Annotated in this window: 21 protein-coding genes; 17 read left to right on the top strand and 4 right to left on the bottom strand. The window is 43.1% G+C overall.

Annotated features, from left to right (window positions below; translation table 11 throughout):
* The first annotated feature begins 27 nt into the window (after positions 1-27).
* The 11 genes from gspE (at position 28) to L1070_RS17775 (ending at position 8,987) form a co-directional block, all read left to right on the top strand.
* Positions 28-1,539, top strand: coding sequence for a type II secretion system ATPase GspE (gspE, locus tag L1070_RS17825; protein WP_237126605.1), 1,512 nt, complete (start codon positions 28-30; stop codon positions 1,537-1,539).
* A 2-nt stretch (positions 1,540-1,541) separates the two neighbouring features.
* Positions 1,542-2,768 carry a type II secretion system inner membrane protein GspF gene (gspF, locus tag L1070_RS17820; protein ID WP_070987938.1) on the top strand — a complete coding sequence of 409 codons (1,227 nt, stop codon included), beginning with the start codon at positions 1,542-1,544 and terminating at the stop codon, positions 2,766-2,768.
* A gap of 68 nt (positions 2,769-2,836) precedes the next feature.
* Positions 2,837-3,262 carry a type II secretion system major pseudopilin GspG gene (gene gspG / locus L1070_RS17815; protein ID WP_070987940.1) on the top strand — a complete coding sequence of 142 codons (426 nt, stop codon included), beginning with the start codon at positions 2,837-2,839 and terminating at the stop codon, positions 3,260-3,262.
* A gap of 6 nt (positions 3,263-3,268) precedes the next feature.
* Positions 3,269-3,865, top strand: a complete 597-nt coding sequence (locus tag L1070_RS17810; protein ID WP_237126575.1) for a prepilin-type N-terminal cleavage/methylation domain-containing protein — start codon at positions 3,269-3,271, stop codon at positions 3,863-3,865.
* Positions 3,865-4,272: a type II secretion system minor pseudopilin GspI gene (gene gspI, locus L1070_RS17805; protein ID WP_096348972.1), complete on the top strand. Its 408-nt coding sequence runs from the start codon at positions 3,865-3,867 to the stop codon at positions 4,270-4,272. Before L1070_RS17810 ends, gspI begins: the two co-directional genes overlap by 1 nt.
* The gene (gene gspJ, locus L1070_RS17800; protein ID WP_237126604.1) at positions 4,272-4,976 is read left to right on the top strand and encodes a type II secretion system minor pseudopilin GspJ; all 705 of its coding nucleotides are present in this window, start codon (positions 4,272-4,274) and stop codon (positions 4,974-4,976) included. The genes gspI and gspJ overlap by 1 nt, the downstream gene beginning before the upstream one ends.
* Entirely contained in the window at positions 4,973-5,953 is a 981-nt protein-coding gene (gene gspK / locus L1070_RS17795) for a type II secretion system minor pseudopilin GspK (RefSeq protein ID WP_237126574.1), read from the top strand. Before gspJ ends, gspK begins: the two co-directional genes overlap by 4 nt.
* The gene (gspL, locus tag L1070_RS17790; RefSeq protein WP_237126573.1) at positions 5,950-7,158 is read left to right on the top strand and encodes a type II secretion system protein GspL; all 1,209 of its coding nucleotides are present in this window, start codon (positions 5,950-5,952) and stop codon (positions 7,156-7,158) included. The genes gspK and gspL overlap by 4 nt, the downstream gene beginning before the upstream one ends.
* A complete protein-coding gene (locus L1070_RS17785; protein WP_237126572.1) occupies positions 7,155-7,631 on the top strand; it encodes a type II secretion system protein M in 477 nt (158 codons plus the stop codon). The genes gspL and L1070_RS17785 overlap by 4 nt, the downstream gene beginning before the upstream one ends.
* A 1-nt stretch (position 7,632) precedes the next feature.
* A complete protein-coding gene (locus L1070_RS17780) occupies positions 7,633-8,391 on the top strand; it encodes a type II secretion system protein N (protein ID WP_237126571.1) in 759 nt (252 codons plus the stop codon).
* An 8-nt stretch (positions 8,392-8,399) separates the two neighbouring features.
* A complete protein-coding gene (locus L1070_RS17775; protein WP_237126570.1) occupies positions 8,400-8,987 on the top strand; it encodes a UPF0149 family protein in 588 nt (195 codons plus the stop codon).
* Here the strand turns inward: L1070_RS17775 and L1070_RS17770 are convergent.
* Positions 8,984-9,187 carry a hypothetical protein gene (locus L1070_RS17770; RefSeq protein WP_070987953.1) on the bottom strand — a complete coding sequence of 68 codons (204 nt, stop codon included), beginning with the start codon at positions 9,185-9,187 and terminating at the stop codon, positions 8,984-8,986. The genes L1070_RS17775 and L1070_RS17770 overlap by 4 nt on opposite strands.
* Positions 9,187-9,546, bottom strand: a complete 360-nt coding sequence (locus L1070_RS17765) for a hypothetical protein (RefSeq protein ID WP_237126569.1) — start codon at positions 9,544-9,546, stop codon at positions 9,187-9,189. The genes L1070_RS17770 and L1070_RS17765 overlap by 1 nt, the downstream gene beginning before the upstream one ends.
* A 260-nt stretch (positions 9,547-9,806) precedes the next feature.
* Between L1070_RS17765 and ccoG the strand changes: the two genes are divergently transcribed.
* The 4 genes from ccoG (at position 9,807) to L1070_RS17745 (ending at position 13,571) form a co-directional block, all read left to right on the top strand.
* Positions 9,807-11,234, top strand: a complete 1,428-nt coding sequence (gene ccoG / locus L1070_RS17760) for a cytochrome c oxidase accessory protein CcoG (protein ID WP_237126568.1) — start codon at positions 9,807-9,809, stop codon at positions 11,232-11,234.
* Between the two features lie 66 nt (positions 11,235-11,300).
* Positions 11,301-12,275 (top strand): serine/threonine protein kinase, encoded by a 975-nt coding sequence (locus tag L1070_RS17755; protein WP_070987957.1) that lies wholly within the window; start codon positions 11,301-11,303, stop codon positions 12,273-12,275.
* An 18-nt stretch (positions 12,276-12,293) separates the two neighbouring features.
* Complete coding sequence (locus L1070_RS17750) at positions 12,294-12,926, top strand: thiol:disulfide interchange protein DsbA/DsbL (protein WP_070987959.1); 633 nt, start codon at positions 12,294-12,296, stop codon at positions 12,924-12,926.
* A gap of 15 nt (positions 12,927-12,941) precedes the next feature.
* Positions 12,942-13,571 carry a thiol:disulfide interchange protein DsbA/DsbL gene (locus L1070_RS17745; protein WP_070987961.1) on the top strand — a complete coding sequence of 210 codons (630 nt, stop codon included), beginning with the start codon at positions 12,942-12,944 and terminating at the stop codon, positions 13,569-13,571.
* A gap of 61 nt (positions 13,572-13,632) precedes the next feature.
* On the opposite strand, the gene trmA is transcribed toward L1070_RS17745, so the two are convergent.
* Complete coding sequence (trmA, locus tag L1070_RS17740; protein WP_237126567.1) at positions 13,633-14,730, bottom strand: tRNA (uridine(54)-C5)-methyltransferase TrmA; 1,098 nt, start codon at positions 14,728-14,730, stop codon at positions 13,633-13,635.
* A gap of 187 nt (positions 14,731-14,917) precedes the next feature.
* On the opposite strand from trmA, the gene L1070_RS17735 reads away from it, so the two are divergent.
* Positions 14,918-16,012, top strand: a complete 1,095-nt coding sequence (locus L1070_RS17735) for a DUF5610 domain-containing protein (protein WP_070987965.1) — start codon at positions 14,918-14,920, stop codon at positions 16,010-16,012.
* A 69-nt stretch (positions 16,013-16,081) separates the two neighbouring features.
* Positions 16,082-16,858, top strand: a complete 777-nt coding sequence (gene murI / locus L1070_RS17730; protein WP_237126566.1) for a glutamate racemase — start codon at positions 16,082-16,084, stop codon at positions 16,856-16,858.
* Here murI and L1070_RS17725 read toward each other — a convergent pair.
* The gene (locus L1070_RS17725) at positions 16,848-17,318 is read right to left on the bottom strand and encodes an RNA-binding protein (protein ID WP_070987969.1); all 471 of its coding nucleotides are present in this window, start codon (positions 17,316-17,318) and stop codon (positions 16,848-16,850) included. The two genes, murI and L1070_RS17725, sit on opposite strands and share 11 nt — an antisense overlap.
* Between the last annotated feature and the right edge of the window lie 323 nt (positions 17,319-17,641).

Raw genomic sequence — 17,641 nt, 5'->3', positions numbered from 1 at the left:
CCTGTTAGTGAGTTATCTACACAAGAAATGCCAGCGGACGTGCTAGAGCACTCTGAGCATGTGGCGCACTCGCCTCTGCGACTGCCATTTGCGTATGCACGTCGAGAAGGAATGCTATTGAGTAAACAACCGGATGGTCTGGTTGTTTACTATCGCGGTGAACTGAATGTGGCCACCTTACTTGAGGTGCGACGCGTTGCGGGCGAAGCATTTACTTTAGAGCAACTAGATGACGATAAGTTTGAGTTATTACTTGAGGCGTCATATCAAAGAGATAGCTCTGAAACCCAACAGATGATGGAAGACATCGGCAACGAGGTAGATTTATTCTCGCTTGCTGAAGAGTTGCCCCAAACCGAAGACTTGTTGGCGGCGGATGACGATGCGCCAATTATTAAGCTGATCAACGCCATGCTCAGCGAAGCCATCAAAGAAGGGGCGTCGGATATTCACATTGAGACCTTTGAGCAATCTTTGGTGATCCGTTTCCGTGTTGATGGTGTGCTAAAAGAAGTTCTCAAACCAAATCGAAAACTGGCATCACTATTGGTCTCTCGTATCAAGGTTATGGCAAAACTGGATATCGCGGAAAAGCGTATTCCGCAAGATGGCCGTATTAGCCTACGTATTGCGGGACGTGCGGTTGATGTGCGTGTATCAACCATGCCTTCAAGCTTTGGTGAGCGTGTGGTGCTGCGTCTACTTGATAAAAACAATGCTCGTCTAAACCTAGAAGACTTAGGTATGACGGAGCGCAACCGTGAGTTGTTCGCAGACATCATCAACAAGCCTCATGGTATTATTCTTGTGACAGGTCCAACAGGTTCAGGTAAAAGTACCACCTTGTACGCGGGCATGAGCCAGATCAACTCAAAAGATCGCAACATTTTGACGGTTGAAGACCCGATTGAATATGAGATCCCAGGTATCGGTCAAACTCAGGTAAACACTAAGGTCGACATGACATTTGCACGAGGTTTACGTGCGATTTTACGTCAGGATCCGGATGTGGTGATGGTCGGTGAGATCCGAGATTTAGAAACCGGACAAATTGCGGTACAAGCATCACTAACTGGTCACTTGGTAATGTCTACCCTGCATACCAACACGGCAGCGGGTGCCATTACGCGGATGGAAGACATGGGTGTTGAGCCATTCTTATTGTCATCATCACTATTGGGTGTGTTATCACAGCGCTTAGTGAGAACATTATGCCCAAGCTGTAAAGAAGCACATCAGGCTGATGCACGTGAGTGCGAGTTGCTTGGCGTATCGCAAGACGAACCGGTCATGATTTATCGCGCGGTAGGTTGTGAAGAGTGTAACTTTAATGGTTATAAAGGCCGTACAGGTATTCATGAACTACTGGTGGTGGATGAAACCATTCGTGAGCTTATTCACAACGGTAAAGGTGAACAGGCAGTAGAAAAGTACATTCGCAAAAACAGCCCAAGCATTCGCCAAGACGGTATTGCAAGGGTACTCAAAGGTCAAACTACCTTGGAAGAAGTATTGCGTGTAACACGTGAGGAAGGTTAGTTATGGCGGCGTTTGAGTATCGAGCCTTAGATGGAAAAGGCAAAGAAAAATCAGGGATTTTAGAAGCTGATACCGCCAAGCAAGTCAGGCAAATGCTGCGTGAAAAGGCGATGATGCCGCTGGAAGTCTCGCCTGCTGCTGAAAAAGACAAGCAGCAAAGTGGTGGGGGCTTTAAGTTGTTTCAAGGCTACAAGCCGTCGGTGGCAGATCTTGCTTTGATCACACGTCAATTGGCGACTTTGATCCAGTCTTCTTTACCTGTAGAAGCGGCAGTGATGGCCGTTGCGGAGCAGTGCGAAAAGCCAAGACTGAAGCGAATGCTGATGTCGGTGCGCTCAAAGGTTGTAGAAGGTTATACCCTAGCCGACGGTATGTCTGAGTTTCCACATGTTTTCGATAACTTGTATCGCTCAATGGTGGCGGCGGGTGAAAAGTCTGGACACCTTGATGAGGTACTGAACCGACTTGCCGATTACACCGAGCAGCGCCAGCATATGCGTAGCCAAATTACGCAGGCGATGGTTTATCCCACCATTTTGGTAATTTTTGCGATTGCAATCGTATCGGTTTTGCTCGGCACGGTTGTGCCAAAGATATTGAAAACATTTGAGAAATCAAAGCAGGTTTTGCCATGGACCACAGAGTGGGTGATGGCTGCGAGTAATTTTGTGCAGGACTATTGGTTGATCACCTTAGTGGTGTTAACCAGCAGTATGGTGCTGTTCAAACGTGCGTTAACGCAACCGAAATTCCGTTTTTGGTTTGATAGCAAAATGTTGATGCTACCTGGCATTGGTAAAGTCAGCCGAGGCATTAATACTGCGAGGTTTGCGCGCACATTGAGTATCCTATCCTCCAGTTCAGTGCCATTACTTGAAGGGATGAAAATCTCAGGGCAGGTGCTTGAGAATGAAAAAATCAAAGCCGCTGTCGCTGAGGCTGCAACACGAGTCAGTGAAGGGGCAAGTTTACGAGCCGCGTTGCATCAAACCAAGTTGTTTCCACCTATGATGCTGCACATGATAGCCAGTGGTGAAAAATCGGGTGAATTGGAACAAATGCTAGAGCGTGCCGCCAATAACCAAGATCGTGAGTTTGAAAGCATGGTCAACGTATCGTTAAAGTTACTGGAACCCGCTATGATAGCAAGCATGGCGGTAATCGTGTTGTTCATTGTAATGGCAATATTACAGCCAATCATGGCGATGAATAAAGCAGTGGGCTTATAAGCCCCTAACAAACATTTCAGCATGTCTCACTCATGCTGCACAGAGTTTAACTTTTGAGGGAAAATATCGTGAAAAAGCAAGCAGGTTTTTCATTACTAGAAGTAATGGTAGTACTGGTGATCATTGGTATGATCATGTCTATCGTGGCACCAAACATTATGGGCCAACAAGAAGAAGCAGCTTTGGATAAAGCTAAGTTAGATATTCAGCAATTAGAAGATGCAATGAATATGTACAAGCTAAAAAACAAGGCCTTCCCAACTACTGAGCAGGGGTTAGAAGCACTGGTCAATCAGACAACCATTGACCCAGTACCAAAACGTTTCCCTGATGGTGGCTTTATCTCTAAGCTTCCGGAAGATCCATGGGGCAATCCATACCAACTAGTGAGCCCAGGAGAAATGGGTAAAATCGACATCTTCTCAATGGGTCCAGACGGCGAAGTAGGTACCGATGACGACATTGGTAACTGGGACGACGAGACACAGCGTTAAACCTATATGAAGTCTTTATCACGTCGACATACCGCTTTGGTTCAACCACGAGGGTTTAGCTTAATAGAAATTCTCGTGGTGATCGTGATCATCGCATTTGCTACCAAAATGGTGACCTATAGCTTTGGTGGCGATATCGAGGAAGAGCTGGAAAAACAAGCACTCAGAACGCATGGTGTGATCAATATGGCATCGGAGTTTGCAGTTTTGAATCAGGTAGAGCTGGGTTTTCATCTTGATAAAAATGTACTTGAGATGTTGGTATTTGATGGTGATAAATGGGCAACGTTTGAAGCTGAAGAATTATACAAACCAATAGAATTCGGCGAAGAATACCGAGTTGCCCTCAACATTGAAGATTTAGCGTGGGCGCAAGATAACTTATTAGAGCAATCAAATTGGCGCGAGTTAATGGGGACCAGTGACGAGGAAAGTTTACTGGAACTGAAAAAACTCAAAGTGCCTCAAGTGCTTATTTTATCTTCTGGTGAAGTAAGTGCGTTTCAATTGACAATAGAGTTGGCACAGCAAAGCGAACCGGTTTATTTCATTGAAGGCGAGTTTATGGCGCCGGTTAAGCTGCGCAAGGAACCTGAAGAATGATGCGCGTAACTGGGCTGGTAAAAAATATAGCGGGTAACGCAGCGAAAGGGTTTACGTTACTGGAAGTGATGGTGGCAATGAGCATCTGCGCCATGGCCGGAATCGCAGCGATGCAGGTGACGGGGGAGCACATTACTCATATCTCAACACTTGAGGAGCAAACATATGCTTCTTGGGTTGCAGAGAACCGACTGGTCGAAATGCGCTCCGGAGGCAGCGACTGGCAAGGTAAAAATGGCCTCAAAGGCGAAGAAGAATTAGCAGAGCGAGTCTGGTATTGGCAGCAAAAGGTAACGGCAACTGCGGATCCCAGTTTTGTGAAAGTTAATATAGAGATTTTTAGTGATGAAGGTCTTAAATACTCAGTGTATGACCTAACAACTTTCATGCTCAAGGATAAGTCATGATGCGCCAGCGTGGTTTTACGTTGCTTGAAGTAATGGTTGCACTGGGAATACTGGCTTTTGTCGTGATGGCAACACATCAGATCCTAGATTCAACCATCAAAGCAAAAGAAGCATCTGAAGAAACCATTGCAGAGCTGGAATCTTTGCAGACCACGTTTCGATTGATGGACCAAGATTTTAGCCAAATGACCAAGCGCGAAGTGCGTAATGAGGCGGGCGATACCAACCCAAGCTATGTGCTGCATGGCCGCTTCGAATTGCAAAGTCAATATGATGGTATTGCCTTCGTACGAGATGGTTGGACGAATCCAATCAGCTTGTTACCACGTTCAGAGCTACAAGCGGTTGGTTATCGTGTAATTGATGACAATTTAGAACGAATTTATCGAATTTACGTTGATGAGCTGGACGGTGCAGAGCCTCGCTCACAAGTGGTAATAAAAAATGTTGAGGAGCTTAAGTTTGAGTTTCTTGATGATAAGCAAAAATGGCAAGAAGAGTGGAATAAAAAGGCGCTGCCGTTGGCTGTTGCGGTTACCTTGCAACTAAAAGATACGCCCTCAATCAGACGTTTGTTTTTAACGCCGGGAGATGGTAAAGAGCAGCAAGCATCGAGCAGTCGAAATAGTAACTCAACGGGGCAAAGCCAACGACGAGAGCAAGATAGCACTCAAAATGAGAGAAATAGGGGAGGGCGAGGATGAGCCAACAGCGTGGTGCAGCGCTTATCATCGTTCTATTCATTGTCGCACTGGCTGCGACATTGGCTGCACAGATGGCAGCCGATTTGATGGTACAAGTACAAAGAGCGCAGAATATTCAAACTCACCAGCAAGCCAAGTGGTATAGCTACGGCGCTGAAGAGTTAGTGAAAAAAGTACTGCTTGAGAGTAAAAAAGATGAGCCAGAAAAGGTCCACCTTGATCAGCCTTGGGCGCTGAGTGAGGTCCCTTACCCTGTTGATCATGGTACTTTAAGTGGCGAAGTGAGTGACTTACAGGCTTGCCTCAATTTGAACGCATTAAGAGCGCCCAAAAAACAAGGGGCTTCAAGTACTGATACGAATCCCGCGCATAAAGCGTTGTTGTCGTTGCTAACAAATATTGAAGACTTACCGCTGGACGAAAGCGAAGAAGCACTGGCTGATAGCGTGTACGACTGGCTCGACGAGGACAGCATTACCTTTCGTTCAGGTGCGGAAGAAGATGAATATATGTCGCGTACAACTCCTTATCTCAGTGCTAATAACCTGTTTGCGTCAGAGTCTGAGTTACGGGTGATAAAGGGCTTTAATCCCTTAGTGATGGAAAAGATAAAGCCTTATGTGTGTGTGATCCCAGGAAATACCGAGCTTAAGGTTAACGTCAATACAGTTATAGCCGATCAAGCCTTGTTGCTCAGTGCTTTATTGGATGGACTGAGTGAGTCTGGTGCACAAGCAGTAATTTCCGCTCGTCCAGAAAAGGGGTTTGATAGTGTTGAAGACTTTTTCATTGAGGCGAGAAACCAAGGTGCAAAAGTAGATAAAACCAGTGAAGAATTATTTACCGTAGATAGTAATTATTTTAAGTTACGCGCAAAAGCATTGTTTGATGAAAGACGCTTTTCAATGACCTCAATTATTCAAATAAATCAAGGTCAAGCAACCATACTGGCGCGAAAATTTGGAGGCGTACAGTGACAGAAAAATTAATGATCCGAGTGGGTCAGTCACATAATAACCCAATACATTGGCTGATTTTCTCATCAACAGATGAGCAAATTATTGCCAGTGGAGAATTAGACAGCGCAGAGCAGTTGCCACAGTTAGCTGAAAAGGCAGTTAATAGAGAAGTGACGCTGCTACTGAGCGCATCTCAAGTGCAATTAAAGAATGTGCTACTTCCAGCAAAATGGAATCGCAAGCTAGAGCAAGCTTTGCCGTTTATGCTCGAAGAGCAGGTCGCTTGTGATATTGATGAATTATTTATCGCGGTTGGCCAACCGGGGCTACAAGGTGAGCAACACAGTATTGAAGTAGCCATTTGTAATAAGCAGTGGCTACAAGATTGGTTAGCCTTGTTTAATGAACATGATATTGAACCTGCTCGAGTGTTGCCTGATGCGCTGTTGCTACCAGAGCAGCAGGAAAAAGAGTTATCGGTAATTGAGTTAGGTCAACAGTGGTTGTGCCGTTTTGGACAATGGCATATCAGTGCCATCGAAAAAACCTGGGGCGCGGATTACCTTTATGCGTTACAGCCGAGCAAAATTGTTCATTACAGCCCTGCGGATGCATTACCAGAGATAGCGCCAAAAGAAGCTAAACAAGCAGAGTACGATTTACCACTGGCGCTGTTTGCAAAACAGCTAGATAAAGTGTCGTTTAACTTAAGACAAGGTATCTTTGCGGCGAAGAAGAAGCAGCCTCAGTGGTGGAAAGATTGGCGCAGTGGCCTGTTGGCAGCAAGCATTGCGGTAGGGTGCTTTGTGCTAGTCAAAGGCACTCAGCTGGTCATGTTACAAAAACAAGCTGATGATTTTAAAGCTCAAGCGGTGGCTACTTACCAACAGGCATTCCCAGGTAAGGTTGTTCGCCCACACCTTCTAAGAAATCAGATCAAGAGTGAACTGGACAGTCTAAGCGGTACAGAGCACGGTGGCTTTTTGGAGCTGACCAACCATCTTGTGGCGGTATACAGTGAGGTCGAAAACTTTACACCAGAGACGCTACGTTATGACCGCCGCCGTAACGAACTTCGCATTCGTGCAAGAGCGGATGGGTTCCAAGTGTTCGGCCAAGTGAAAGCAATTCTTGAACAAAGAGGCTTGAGTGTACAGCAAGGTTCATTAAATAACGATGGTGATGTGGTGATCGGTGAGATCCGACTAAGAGGTGATGCATGAAGCAGCAAGCATTAAAATACTGGCACTCGCTTAAGGAGCAAGAACAGAAACTACTGATTGTTGCTGCGGTCATATTCGCCATATTTGTATTAGTGATGGGGGTTTTCAGACCACTTAATGCGGCGGTAGAAAAAGCAGAGCGTGACAAATTGCGCCAGCAAGAGCTTGCCGCTTGGGTTAGCAGTAGTGTGGGTAAACTAAAAAGTAGTGCATCCGGTGCTAAGCCTATGCAATCTGGCAACTTATCAGCGTTAGTAAACCGTACTCGCAATCAATATCAGATTAATATAAGCAAAATGCAACCAAGTGACCAAGCACTTAGATTGACCATAGATTCAGTAGAGTTTAATAAGTTGGTTGCTTGGTTGGACGAGTTGACTAATAAATATGGTGTAAAAATTGAGAGCCTCGATCTGGCGCAAGATAGTTCACCTGGATACGTACGCGTTAGCCGCTTGTTGTTAGAGAATTAATATGAAAAAGACAGTTAGCTTAATACTTATTTTTATCATCGCTTTTAGCCTGTTTACTTTGTATAACATGCCCGCTTCAGTTGCCTTACAGCTAGCAAATAAGCAAATTCCACCGAGTCTACAGATAGGTGCGGTGTCGGGCACTTTGTGGCAAGGGCAAGTGAGTGAAGTACGAGTCAGTAATTTACAATTGAACAACGTGCGTTGGCGCATTGATGCGCCGGCTTTGCTGATGGGGGATATGCAAGGTAATGTTCGCTTTGGTAATGCGCGTGAAAAAACTGAGATATCAGGCATGGGAGATTTCACATTAGGGCTATTTGATCATTCAGTGAACCTGTCTGATGCGTCTATTCGTTTTAGTGTTGAGCAGGCTATGTCACAGGTTACTCTGCCGCTTCCCGTGAACGCTAAGGGACGCGTACTACTCGATATCGACCAGTACCAAAGTGGTATGCCGTACTGTGAATCCTTAGTGGGAGAGATCCGCAGTCCAGGTATTACCGTTGAAGGGATAACGGGCTGGTTTGATATTGGCCAGTTAGCCGGAGGCTTGAGCTGCAAGTCAGGTGATATCTCTGTGTTAGTAGACCCTGAAAATCGTTTAGGGTTACAAGCAGATGCTGTATTGGCAGAGAACTTCCAGTTTCGCGTAGCGGGTAACATTAAGCCTGATGCCTCACTACCCAAAGAAGTTCATGATGCGGTTAAGTTCTTGGGTCGTCCAGATGCTGACGGTCGTTATCCGGTTAATTTATAAAGATAACTATGCTTGATTTTAGTTTTACAGTTGAACATGAACAATTGCTAGCGGATTATTTGGCTGCGCGTAGCGAGGCTATGTCGCTGGCGATGACCAAAGGATACTTATTTGCATTAATCTGTGGTCCAAACGCGGTTGAGGTTGAGCAATGGTTGCATGATATCAGCGCGGCTGATGACAACATGGACGAGTCTGTAGTGTTTGCATTTATGGCTTTGCATCATCAGATCAGCGAGCAGGTTTTTGCTGGTAATTATCAATTACCATGGACGGCGCACAGTGACTACCAGTCACGTCACCAGTGGAGTGTTGGTTTTATAACAGCGGCACAGCCTTACTTTGAGGCTATTTTGACGGCTGAAAAACTAAGTAACGAACTCAAAGAAGCGTTGCAAGTTGCAACAGAACAACTGGCCTTTTTCTCTCTGTCTCAGTCTCAGGTAAGTGAGTACTGCCAACAAATCAATTGCGATGAAACGGAGTTTTTGACTCAGCAAAGTGAACTGGCAGGTGAGTTTGCCAAAGGCTTTGCACAGTTAATAGAAGTGGTTGCAGTGGACAGCGGCTTGTATGATGATGAGGACGCTTTCTAAGCAATTTCTAGTTCGATATAGGTGCAACCCTTATCACAACAGACGTGACCTTTTTGCGCGGCATCAACAGCAAGGTTGAGTTTGAGTGGTTTTTGGCACTGCTCACAGCAAATGGTTTGCCCTGCACTCAGTTTCTTAAGTAGCTGCTTTTGTTTGTTAAACGAAGCAGCACGCTGCTTATTAAGTTGACTAAAATCCATTACAAAGTTCCTGTTTTTTTCATCGCATTTTCTACAATATCGCAGATATTTTCGAGCTTGTCCGTGAAAAAATAAAGGCTCATCTCTCTTTCTAAACAATATTGTTTAAAAAATTGTCTCATAGCTAGGTCATTAGCCAATTCTTCGTCTAGATGAGCAGCTTGCTCTTCACTAAGTGATACTTGTGTATCTATGTTTGCACGGGCGAGCGATGCAGCCGTTGGACGTTGTACCTTGGTTGACTTGCTTAGCATTGAGATCAAATTTGTAATAAACTGCTCTCTGGGTTGTTTAATCAGCTCAATTTCTGTTGTGCACAGTGCGACAATAACCACTACAAAAATTAGGAATTTTTTCATAATTGCAGCTACTTTGATCTCAATAAATATAATGTCGCTTGGAGTGTAATAAAATAGCATAGTGAAAAGCAAGTCTGGCAGTTTTTTGCTGTAATAAGCAACTCCAGAGATTGGCGTTGTTTTGAATTGCTCGTTGTTTAATGACTTAAATGTGGCATTTGTTGGTATCAATCAACTGGCAAGCTTGCGTATAATATCCCTATTCTAGTTAAGGTTACTTGAGCAAGTACCTGTCGATCATAGCGGCCTAAGGAGCTTCGATGGACAATCAAATTAAAGTCAAAAACATACCTACAGAAGTTAAAATTCAACCACCTGAACAGTTGCAACCTGATAGGTTTAACCCCCGAAATCGAATATATGTGCGTGCTGTTCAAGGGCTGCATCAATTGTTACGAAAGCAGATTGGTTTCGTCGGTATGCTTGCATTTATGTTGCTGCCTTGGCTGAGTTTTAACGGACAGCAAGCGGTACTATTTGACTTGTTTGAACAGAAGTTTAATATTTTTGGGCTGACATTATTGCCGCAAGACTTAACGATTCTGGCATTTATTTTAATGATAGCTGCCTTTGCTTTATTTCTGGTGACAACCTTCTATGGTCGAGTGTGGTGCGGATATACGTGTCCTCAAACCGTTTGGACTTTTATCTTTATTTGGTTTGAAGAAAAGTTTGAAGGCTCAGCAAATCAGCGGAAGAAACTTGATCAACGTGCAATGGATTTCGACAAGCTTTGGCGCAAAACCGCAAAGCATAGTAGCTGGATACTATTTTCTTTGTACACCGCAATTACCTTTGTAGGGTATTTCACTCCAATCCGAACGCTGTTACCTGATCTACTCACTTTTTCTGCAAGTGGCTATGCAACGGTGAGTATTTTGGTGTTTGCTGTGTGTACGTATGGTAACGCAGGGTGGATGAGGGAAATCATGTGTTTGCATATTTGCCCTTATTCACGATTCCAGTCAGCCATGTTTGATAAAGACACCTTTACGGTCAGTTATGATGCTAAACGTGGTGAGGAGCGTGGCCCTCGCTCGCGTAAGCAGGATCGTAATGAGTTAGAGCTGGGTGATTGCATTGATTGCAACTTGTGCGTGCAGGTCTGCCCCACAGGTATCGATATTCGTAACGGTTTGCAGTATGAATGTATCAATTGTGGTGCTTGTATTGACGCTTGTGATGGTGTGATGGACAAAATGAACTATCCTCGCGGTCTTATTTCATATACCACGGAGCGCAACCTTGAAGCATCAGCTGAAAAAACTAAGCCAATACGCGGAAAATTGGTTGGTTATGTGTGTATTTTGCTGGTCTTAACTGGTGCTCTGGTCGCGAATGTTGCCATGCGCAAACCTATGGAGTTGGATATAATTCGTGATAGAAACCAGCTTTATCGGGTCAACTTCGAAGGGTTGGTTGAAAATACCTATACCTTAAAAATTATCAACAAGGCACAAAAAGAACAAACATTTCATATTGAAGTGCTTGGTTTAACGCATTTTGAGTATCTAGGTAAGCAGCAAGTAACGGTTGGGGCCGGTCGCGCATTGGATGTGCCACTGTCCTTAATTATTGACCCCTATGAGCTTAAAAAGCCAATAACAGAATTTGAGTTTGCTATCTACCCGATAGATCAGCCGCAATCAAAGCTGACGCAAGCCACAAACTTTTTTAAAGGCAAATAGTTAAGTACACTAAGGCTTATTACTTAAAAGCGGGGTTTCCCGCTTTTTTTATAACAGAGAAAATTTATGAGCGAATTCAGTTTTGCTAATTTAACACCAGACTTTATTTTGGATGCGGTTGAAAGTATATCGATATATCCCGAGTCAGGATTGTTGGCTTTAAACAGTTATGAAAATCGAGTGTATCAGTTTAAAGCTGAAGACAATCGCCGGTATGTGGTGAAATTTTATCGGCCAGAGCGCTGGAGTGATGAGCAAATACGAGAAGAACATCAATTTGCATTTAGCCTAGAGGCTGCAGAAGTGCCGGTTGTTGCGCCAATTAAAATAGACGGTGAAAGCCTATTTCACTTTCAAGGCTACCGTTTCGCGCTGTTTCCAAGTGTTGGTGGTAGACAGTTCGAAATGGATAACCTCGATCAATTGGAGGTTCTAGGGCGGTATATTGGACGTATGCATAGTGTTGCGGGTGCGACTTCATTCAGCTATCGGCCTACTGTTAACTGTCAAGATTATTTGCACAATGCTAAAGCCGCGCTAGTAGAAAGCCAGATGGTTCCTATGCACCTTGAAACCGCATTCATGACTATTTTGGAGCAGCTAATCAAAAAAACAGAGCAAGATTATTATCAAGTTGATCAGATCCGTTTGCATGGAGACTGTCATGCTGGCAATATTCTGTGGGCCGGTGATAGCTTAATGCTTGTTGATTTAGATGACTGTCGACAAGGGCCTATGATCCAAGACTTATGGATGATGTTAAATGGCGATAGGCAGGAGCAGGTAATACAGCTTGATACTTTGTTGTCAGGTTATGAAGAGTTTAATTCGTTCGAGCAGCGACAGCTTAATTTGATTGAGCCGTTGCGGGCGATGCGCATGGTTCATTATATGGGGTGGTTGGCAACAAGGTGGCAAGATCCTGCTTTTCCACGGAACTTTTCGTGGTTTGCGACTGACAAATACTGGGAACAACAGATTTTGGCTTTAAAAGAACAGTTTGCGACATTACATGAACCTGCGCTTAGATTAATTCCATAAAAAAATTGAGAGATATCCATGTTTAAAACGATAAAACAAACTTTATTGATAATGTGTCTTCCCTTACTGGCGTTTGCTGCAAATGCAGCTGATTTCTCGGACGGCAAGCACTACCAAACCATAGAAAATAAAAAAAGTGAAACACCTAAAGTTACAGAGTTTTTCTCTTTCTATTGCCCTCACTGTTACCAATTTGAACCAGTCGCATTATCACTGGAAGCCAGCCTTCCAGAAGGTGCTGTGTTTGAAAAAAGCCATGTAAACTTTTTACGCGGTGCATCGGCGCAGATACAAAGCAACCTGAGCTACGCATACATCATTGCAAAGCAAGCGGGCAAAGAGAAAGAGGTTGCAGCACAAATATTTGAAAGCATTCATATTAAAAAAGCGAATTTGCACGATATTAAAGATGTAAAGCAGCTACTTGCACTTAATGGTATCAGTGAAAAAGAGTTTGATGACGGTTTGAGTAGTATGCTGGTTATTGCACAAGAGAAGCAGATGCAGGACCAACAAGAGTTATTTAGCAAGCTAGGTGCATTAAGAGGCGTTCCGACTTTTATTGTCAATGACAAATATAAAGTGAATATGAAAGAGCTTAAAAGCCAAGCTGAGTTAGAAGAATTAGTTCAGTATCTGCTACAAAAATAAGAATTGGAGAATTATATGTTGAAGTTAGTAAAAGCAGCGGTAGTTGCCTTAATGTTACCAATGCTTGCCAATGCGGCACAGTATGAAGAAGGTGTACACTATGAGGTAGTCTCAGAGAGAGGGACTAAAAAACCAGAAGTGACAGAGTATTTTTCATTTTATTGTCCTGCATGTAATGCCTTTGAACCGCTAATAGCTCAGTTTAAATCTAAGCTAGATGAAGATGTTAAGTTCAAAAAGAGCCATGTGGACTTTGTAGGGTCGCGCGATCCAGAAGTGCAGAAGATGATGGCAAATGCTTTGGCAACAGCTGAAGTATTACCACAAAAAGACGCGATCATTTCTGCATTGTTCACACATATCCATACTAAACGTGGAAAAATTAATGAAGTGGCTGATCTGAAAGACATCTTTGTTTCTCAGGGCGTTGATGCCGAAAAGTTTGATAAGCTTTACAAGAGCTTCTCTGTTCGTACTAAAGCGTCGAAGATGTCACGTATGCAAGAGCAGATGCAGGAAAAGGGCGCATTGACAGGCGTACCAACATTTATCGTAAATGGTAAATATAAACTGTTACTTCGTGAGTCAAATACCACGTCGCCTGAACAGATCAGTGCATTGATCAACTACTTAGCAGCTAAGTAAGTTTCTGGTTAGATAAAAAAGCCTCGTTACTACGGGGCTTTTTTATTACTGATTGTTTAACTTACTTGCGCTTTAAAAATACACCAGATTCAACATGATGTGTGTATGGAAATTGATCGAAAATAGCGATACGAGAAATGCTGTGCGTTTCACATAACAACTCCAAGTCGCGCTCTAACGTATCTGGGTTGCAAGAGATATAGATAATATTGTCGTAGTTTGCTACTAGGCGACAGGTCAACTCATCCATACCTGCACGAGGCGGATCGACTAGAATGGTCTGACAGTTATAATCTTCTAAGTTGATACCGTTGAGTCTTGAAAAACTGCGCTCACCTTTCATGGCCTGTGTAAACTCTTCGCTCGACATACGAATGATATCAAGGTTCTCTACATTGTTTGCGGCGATATTGTATTGTGCAGAGTGCACAGAGGACTTAGATATCTCAGTAGCCAGCACTTTATCAAACGAACTTGCTAAGGCGATAGAAAAATTACCATTGCCGCAATACAGTTCTAATAGATCATTTTGCAAAGGTTCACAAATTGATTGTGTCCAAGCGAGCATTTTCTCATTGACCTTAGCATTGGGCTGAGTAAAGCTGTTCTCTACTTGTTGATAGGTATATTCTTTACCATTGACGTTTAACACTTCGGTGACAAAGTCACTGCCAAAAACTACTTTCTGCTTACGTGCTCGGCCAATAAAATCTATTTTATAGATCTGTTGTAGCTCAGTGCGCAGTTGTTCCATAGCGGCTTGCCAGTTGTCATCAAGTGCTTTGTGATAAAGCAGGCTTACTAAGATTTCACCGCTAAGTGTAGAAAGGTAATCTATTTGGAATAACTTGCGACGCAACACTTCATTGTGGCGTAACTTATCCATCATGACTTGCATGATTTCTGAAATGAGTGGCGCAGCAGGATCAAATGTATCAACGCGGATCTTTTGTTTGGTTTGTTGATCAAACATAATGTGGAATAAGTCTTCTCCCTCATGCCACACTCTAAACTCAGCTCTTTGGCGGTACTGTGTTTTTGGCGAATCATATACTTCAAGCTTAGGTGCGTTAAAGCGGGCAAATTGCTCGCTGATGCGCAACTGTTTTTCGTTCAGTTGCTGTGTATAAGTGGAAGTATCGATGTGAATGACAGCCATAATTAGAAAGTACCTTGCAAAATAGAGACGCGCTATTTTAGGGAGCATTGTGGATTTGTCCAGTTTATCGCATAAAAATTGTTTCTTTTTTATACTAAATACACTATAGCTTCGTGAGTTTTAGCCGATAACAAGGAACGAATAGCTGTATTAACAGCCGGCTGAACGCGATATTTGGAGCCAGAACATGAAAATTGGACAAATACATCAACTACTTAATCCTGGAATGATTAATAAAGCGAGTAAACATGGGATGTTACTCCCAAGTGCAAAATTTAACGTAGACAGTTACTCTGGTGACAAGGGTAAGCTTGCTGCAATGGTACTTGACGATAAACTTGCACAGGCTTTGGGCATAGAAAAAAAGCAAGACAAAGAGAAACCTTTGTTTGATTTCGAGGCTATCACAAAAAATGTGTTGGACTTTGTAACGGCAGCGGTCAACAAAGCGAAAGTGAACGGCAAAGACGATGATACCTTAAAAGAGATGCTTGGCGCTGCTCGTAAAGGTGTGCAAATGGGAATAGACGAGGCCACTGAGGAACTTAAAGGTGTTAATGCCTTTAATGATGATATTGAGCAGGGCATAGAGAAAGCCAAAGAAGGCATTTTCAAAGGACTCGATGAATTTGAAGAGTCTTTGTTTGATCCCAAGCCTGAGTCAGTACAGGTGAGTGAGGCTCAGTTTGCCAGTTTGTCTAATCAGGCTGAATATAGTTTCACAACCGCAGAAGGTGATGAAGTTAAAATTACATTTAGTGATGCACGTTCACAAACTAATGCTGCAAGCTACAGCCAAAAGGGTAACGATCATGGCTTGGCTGTTGGCCAACAAACTCGGCACGAAGTAAGCTTTGCCATCGTGGTAAATGGTGAGTTAAACCAAGAGGAACAACAAGCGATCAACGAAATGATGGCAGATGTTCGCAATGTGAGTGATAGCTTTTTTGCAGGAGAGTATGATGACGCGTTTGAAAAGGCTAAAGAGCTGAACATAGACAATGATCAGATAGCTAACTTCACTATGGATCTACGTCAAACAAAAACATCAGCTGCGATTAGCCAGTATCAACAATCAAATCCTTTAAAAGAGATAGAAAAATCTTTGCAGCCATTGGATAAGCAGTTGGAGAATATCCATGAGCAAGGTAAGAAGTTAGGTATTGAAAAGCAGTTACCCGATATTATGGCGTGGATAAACGATGGCCAGGCTCGTCTTAATGAGTTTATGGATTATATCCAAGGGTTCTTTGGCAAGCTAAATAGTGATGAAGGCAGCTAATAATTAATTTATTTTTCATGTTCACCATGGCACACTGCGACTCATGTTTATTAGAAGGGTCGCGGTGTTTTGCCACATATTTTGGTCTTTGATTCAGGGGTAGGTGGTACCAGTGTCCTGAGCCACATTCAGTCTTTACTTCCCACTGCCCAATATAGCTATGTAATGGACAATGCACTGCTTCCTTATGGTTTACAATCAGAACAAACGATTCAATCTAGACTAGCCTGTTTGATAAAAAGGATTAACGATTTTGAACACGTGGTTGATCTTATCGTGATCGCTTGCAATACCGCGTCTACACAAGCACTTGCCGCGACGAGAAAGTTGACATCCATTCCGATTGTAGGTGTGGTTCCCGCAATTAAACCTGCGGCAGCACAGAGTAAGAGCCGACGTATAGCGCTGCTTGCCACACCGGCTACTTCAAATAATGCGTATACAAATAGTTTGATTGCTGAACATGCTAAGGGGTGTCGAGTCGATTTACATAAATCAACCAGACTGGTGGCTTTGGCTGAACATTATTACTGGCAGCAAACATTAGATCTCGACAAATTAACGCATGAACTGGAATACATTAATATAGATAAAGAAGTTGATTGTATTGTCTTGGGGTGTACTCATTTCCCAATTCTTAGGACACAACTAGAAAAATTTTATGGCTCCCACGTAGATCTCATTGACTCGGGTCATGCGATTGCTAAGCGAGTACAGTTTTTACTCGAAGGTAAACAATCCAATCGTAGTGGTGTAAAAATGCCGCTGCAATTTTTTGCAACGGCACCAAGTGGAATGACCAATAAAGAAGGTGTTACTTGCAGAGCAATTGACCTTAACTGTTAGTCGTTTCTTCTTCGTTATCAAATTGCTTTTGTTTTGCAGCACGCACTTTCAGAGTGCGCTGTTGAAATTCTTTATCATTCAGCTGAGCAATAGCGTGGTCAGCATCCTTTTCGGCCATTTCGACGAAGCCAAAGCCACGTCGTTTCCCTGTATTTTTATCTTTCAATAGTCTGACGCTAAAAACTTGTCCTTGTTCTGCAAAAAGATCGCGGACAACGCCTTCATTTGCTTTATAAGGCAAATTACCAACATAAAGCGTTTTTGTTGCTACTTCTAGTGTGTCGTCTTGTGCTTGTTTAGGGCTTGTAAGGATAACCGCTAAGCCACCTATAACAATACCAAGGGCAAGTAATAGTGGTGCGCTAATCTGGATGCTTGAAAGCAAAAATTGCATCACGACAAACCCTACAATTGCGAGTGCCGCTGTAATAAGAAAAGACTTTTGGGACGATGATTTCATAATAGAGTTACCAATAAACAGAGGATATACATTAATTTAACAAATAAAGAAGCTATCTTAACGAGATTAATAAACTTCGCAATAATAAAAATAGATATAGAGTAGGAAATTGCACTAAAAATAAGCAAAAAATCGCTTTTTTGATGGTTTTGGGTGTAAAGTGAGCAAACGAGTTGGTTTTTAAAAAAAAAGCTTGATCAAAAAAAGGATCGCCCTATAATGCGACCCCACTGACACGGAGCGCTACGCTGAATAAGCAAAGCAACAACGAGTCAGCGTCGAGTAAAACTTAATTTTGCTTCTTTCTTACCAAGAAAAACTTA

Source organism: Pseudoalteromonas sp. MMG022 (genome assembly GCF_021654245.1).
Taxonomy (GTDB): Bacteria; Pseudomonadota; Gammaproteobacteria; order Enterobacterales; family Alteromonadaceae; genus Pseudoalteromonas; species Pseudoalteromonas amylolytica.
Note: the sequence above shows the minus strand (reverse complement) of the source record. Positions and strands in the feature narration are given on the sequence as shown.

Excerpts from the sequence above, each read along its gene's own strand:
- ccoG (WP_237126568.1), top strand. The coding sequence starts at position 9,807 with ATGGACAATCAAATTAAAGTCAAAAACATACCTACAGAAGTTAAAATT.
- L1070_RS17765 (WP_237126569.1), bottom strand. The coding sequence starts at position 9,546 with ATGAAAAAATTCCTAATTTTTGTAGTGGTTATTGTCGCACTGTGCACA.
- L1070_RS17750 (WP_070987959.1), top strand. The coding sequence starts at position 12,294 with ATGTTTAAAACGATAAAACAAACTTTATTGATAATGTGTCTTCCCTTA.
- L1070_RS17785 (WP_237126572.1), top strand. The coding sequence starts at position 7,155 with ATGAAGCAGCAAGCATTAAAATACTGGCACTCGCTTAAGGAGCAAGAA.
- L1070_RS17755 (WP_070987957.1), top strand. The coding sequence starts at position 11,301 with ATGAGCGAATTCAGTTTTGCTAATTTAACACCAGACTTTATTTTGGAT.
- L1070_RS17780 (WP_237126571.1), top strand. The coding sequence starts at position 7,633 with ATGAAAAAGACAGTTAGCTTAATACTTATTTTTATCATCGCTTTTAGC.
- gspF (WP_070987938.1), top strand. The coding sequence starts at position 1,542 with ATGGCGGCGTTTGAGTATCGAGCCTTAGATGGAAAAGGCAAAGAAAAA.
- L1070_RS17810 (WP_237126575.1), top strand. The coding sequence starts at position 3,269 with ATGAAGTCTTTATCACGTCGACATACCGCTTTGGTTCAACCACGAGGG.
- L1070_RS17775 (WP_237126570.1), top strand. The coding sequence starts at position 8,400 with ATGCTTGATTTTAGTTTTACAGTTGAACATGAACAATTGCTAGCGGAT.
- gspE (WP_237126605.1), top strand. The coding sequence starts at position 28 with ATGCCAGCGGACGTGCTAGAGCACTCTGAGCATGTGGCGCACTCGCCT.
- gspI (WP_096348972.1), top strand. The coding sequence starts at position 3,865 with ATGCGCGTAACTGGGCTGGTAAAAAATATAGCGGGTAACGCAGCGAAA.
- gspJ (WP_237126604.1), top strand. The coding sequence starts at position 4,272 with ATGCGCCAGCGTGGTTTTACGTTGCTTGAAGTAATGGTTGCACTGGGA.
- L1070_RS17735 (WP_070987965.1), top strand. The coding sequence starts at position 14,918 with ATGAAAATTGGACAAATACATCAACTACTTAATCCTGGAATGATTAAT.
- L1070_RS17770 (WP_070987953.1), bottom strand. The coding sequence starts at position 9,187 with ATGGATTTTAGTCAACTTAATAAGCAGCGTGCTGCTTCGTTTAACAAA.
- L1070_RS17745 (WP_070987961.1), top strand. The coding sequence starts at position 12,942 with ATGTTGAAGTTAGTAAAAGCAGCGGTAGTTGCCTTAATGTTACCAATG.
- trmA (WP_237126567.1), bottom strand. The coding sequence starts at position 14,730 with ATGGCTGTCATTCACATCGATACTTCCACTTATACACAGCAACTGAAC.
- L1070_RS17725 (WP_070987969.1), bottom strand. The coding sequence starts at position 17,318 with ATGAAATCATCGTCCCAAAAGTCTTTTCTTATTACAGCGGCACTCGCA.
- gspK (WP_237126574.1), top strand. The coding sequence starts at position 4,973 with ATGAGCCAACAGCGTGGTGCAGCGCTTATCATCGTTCTATTCATTGTC.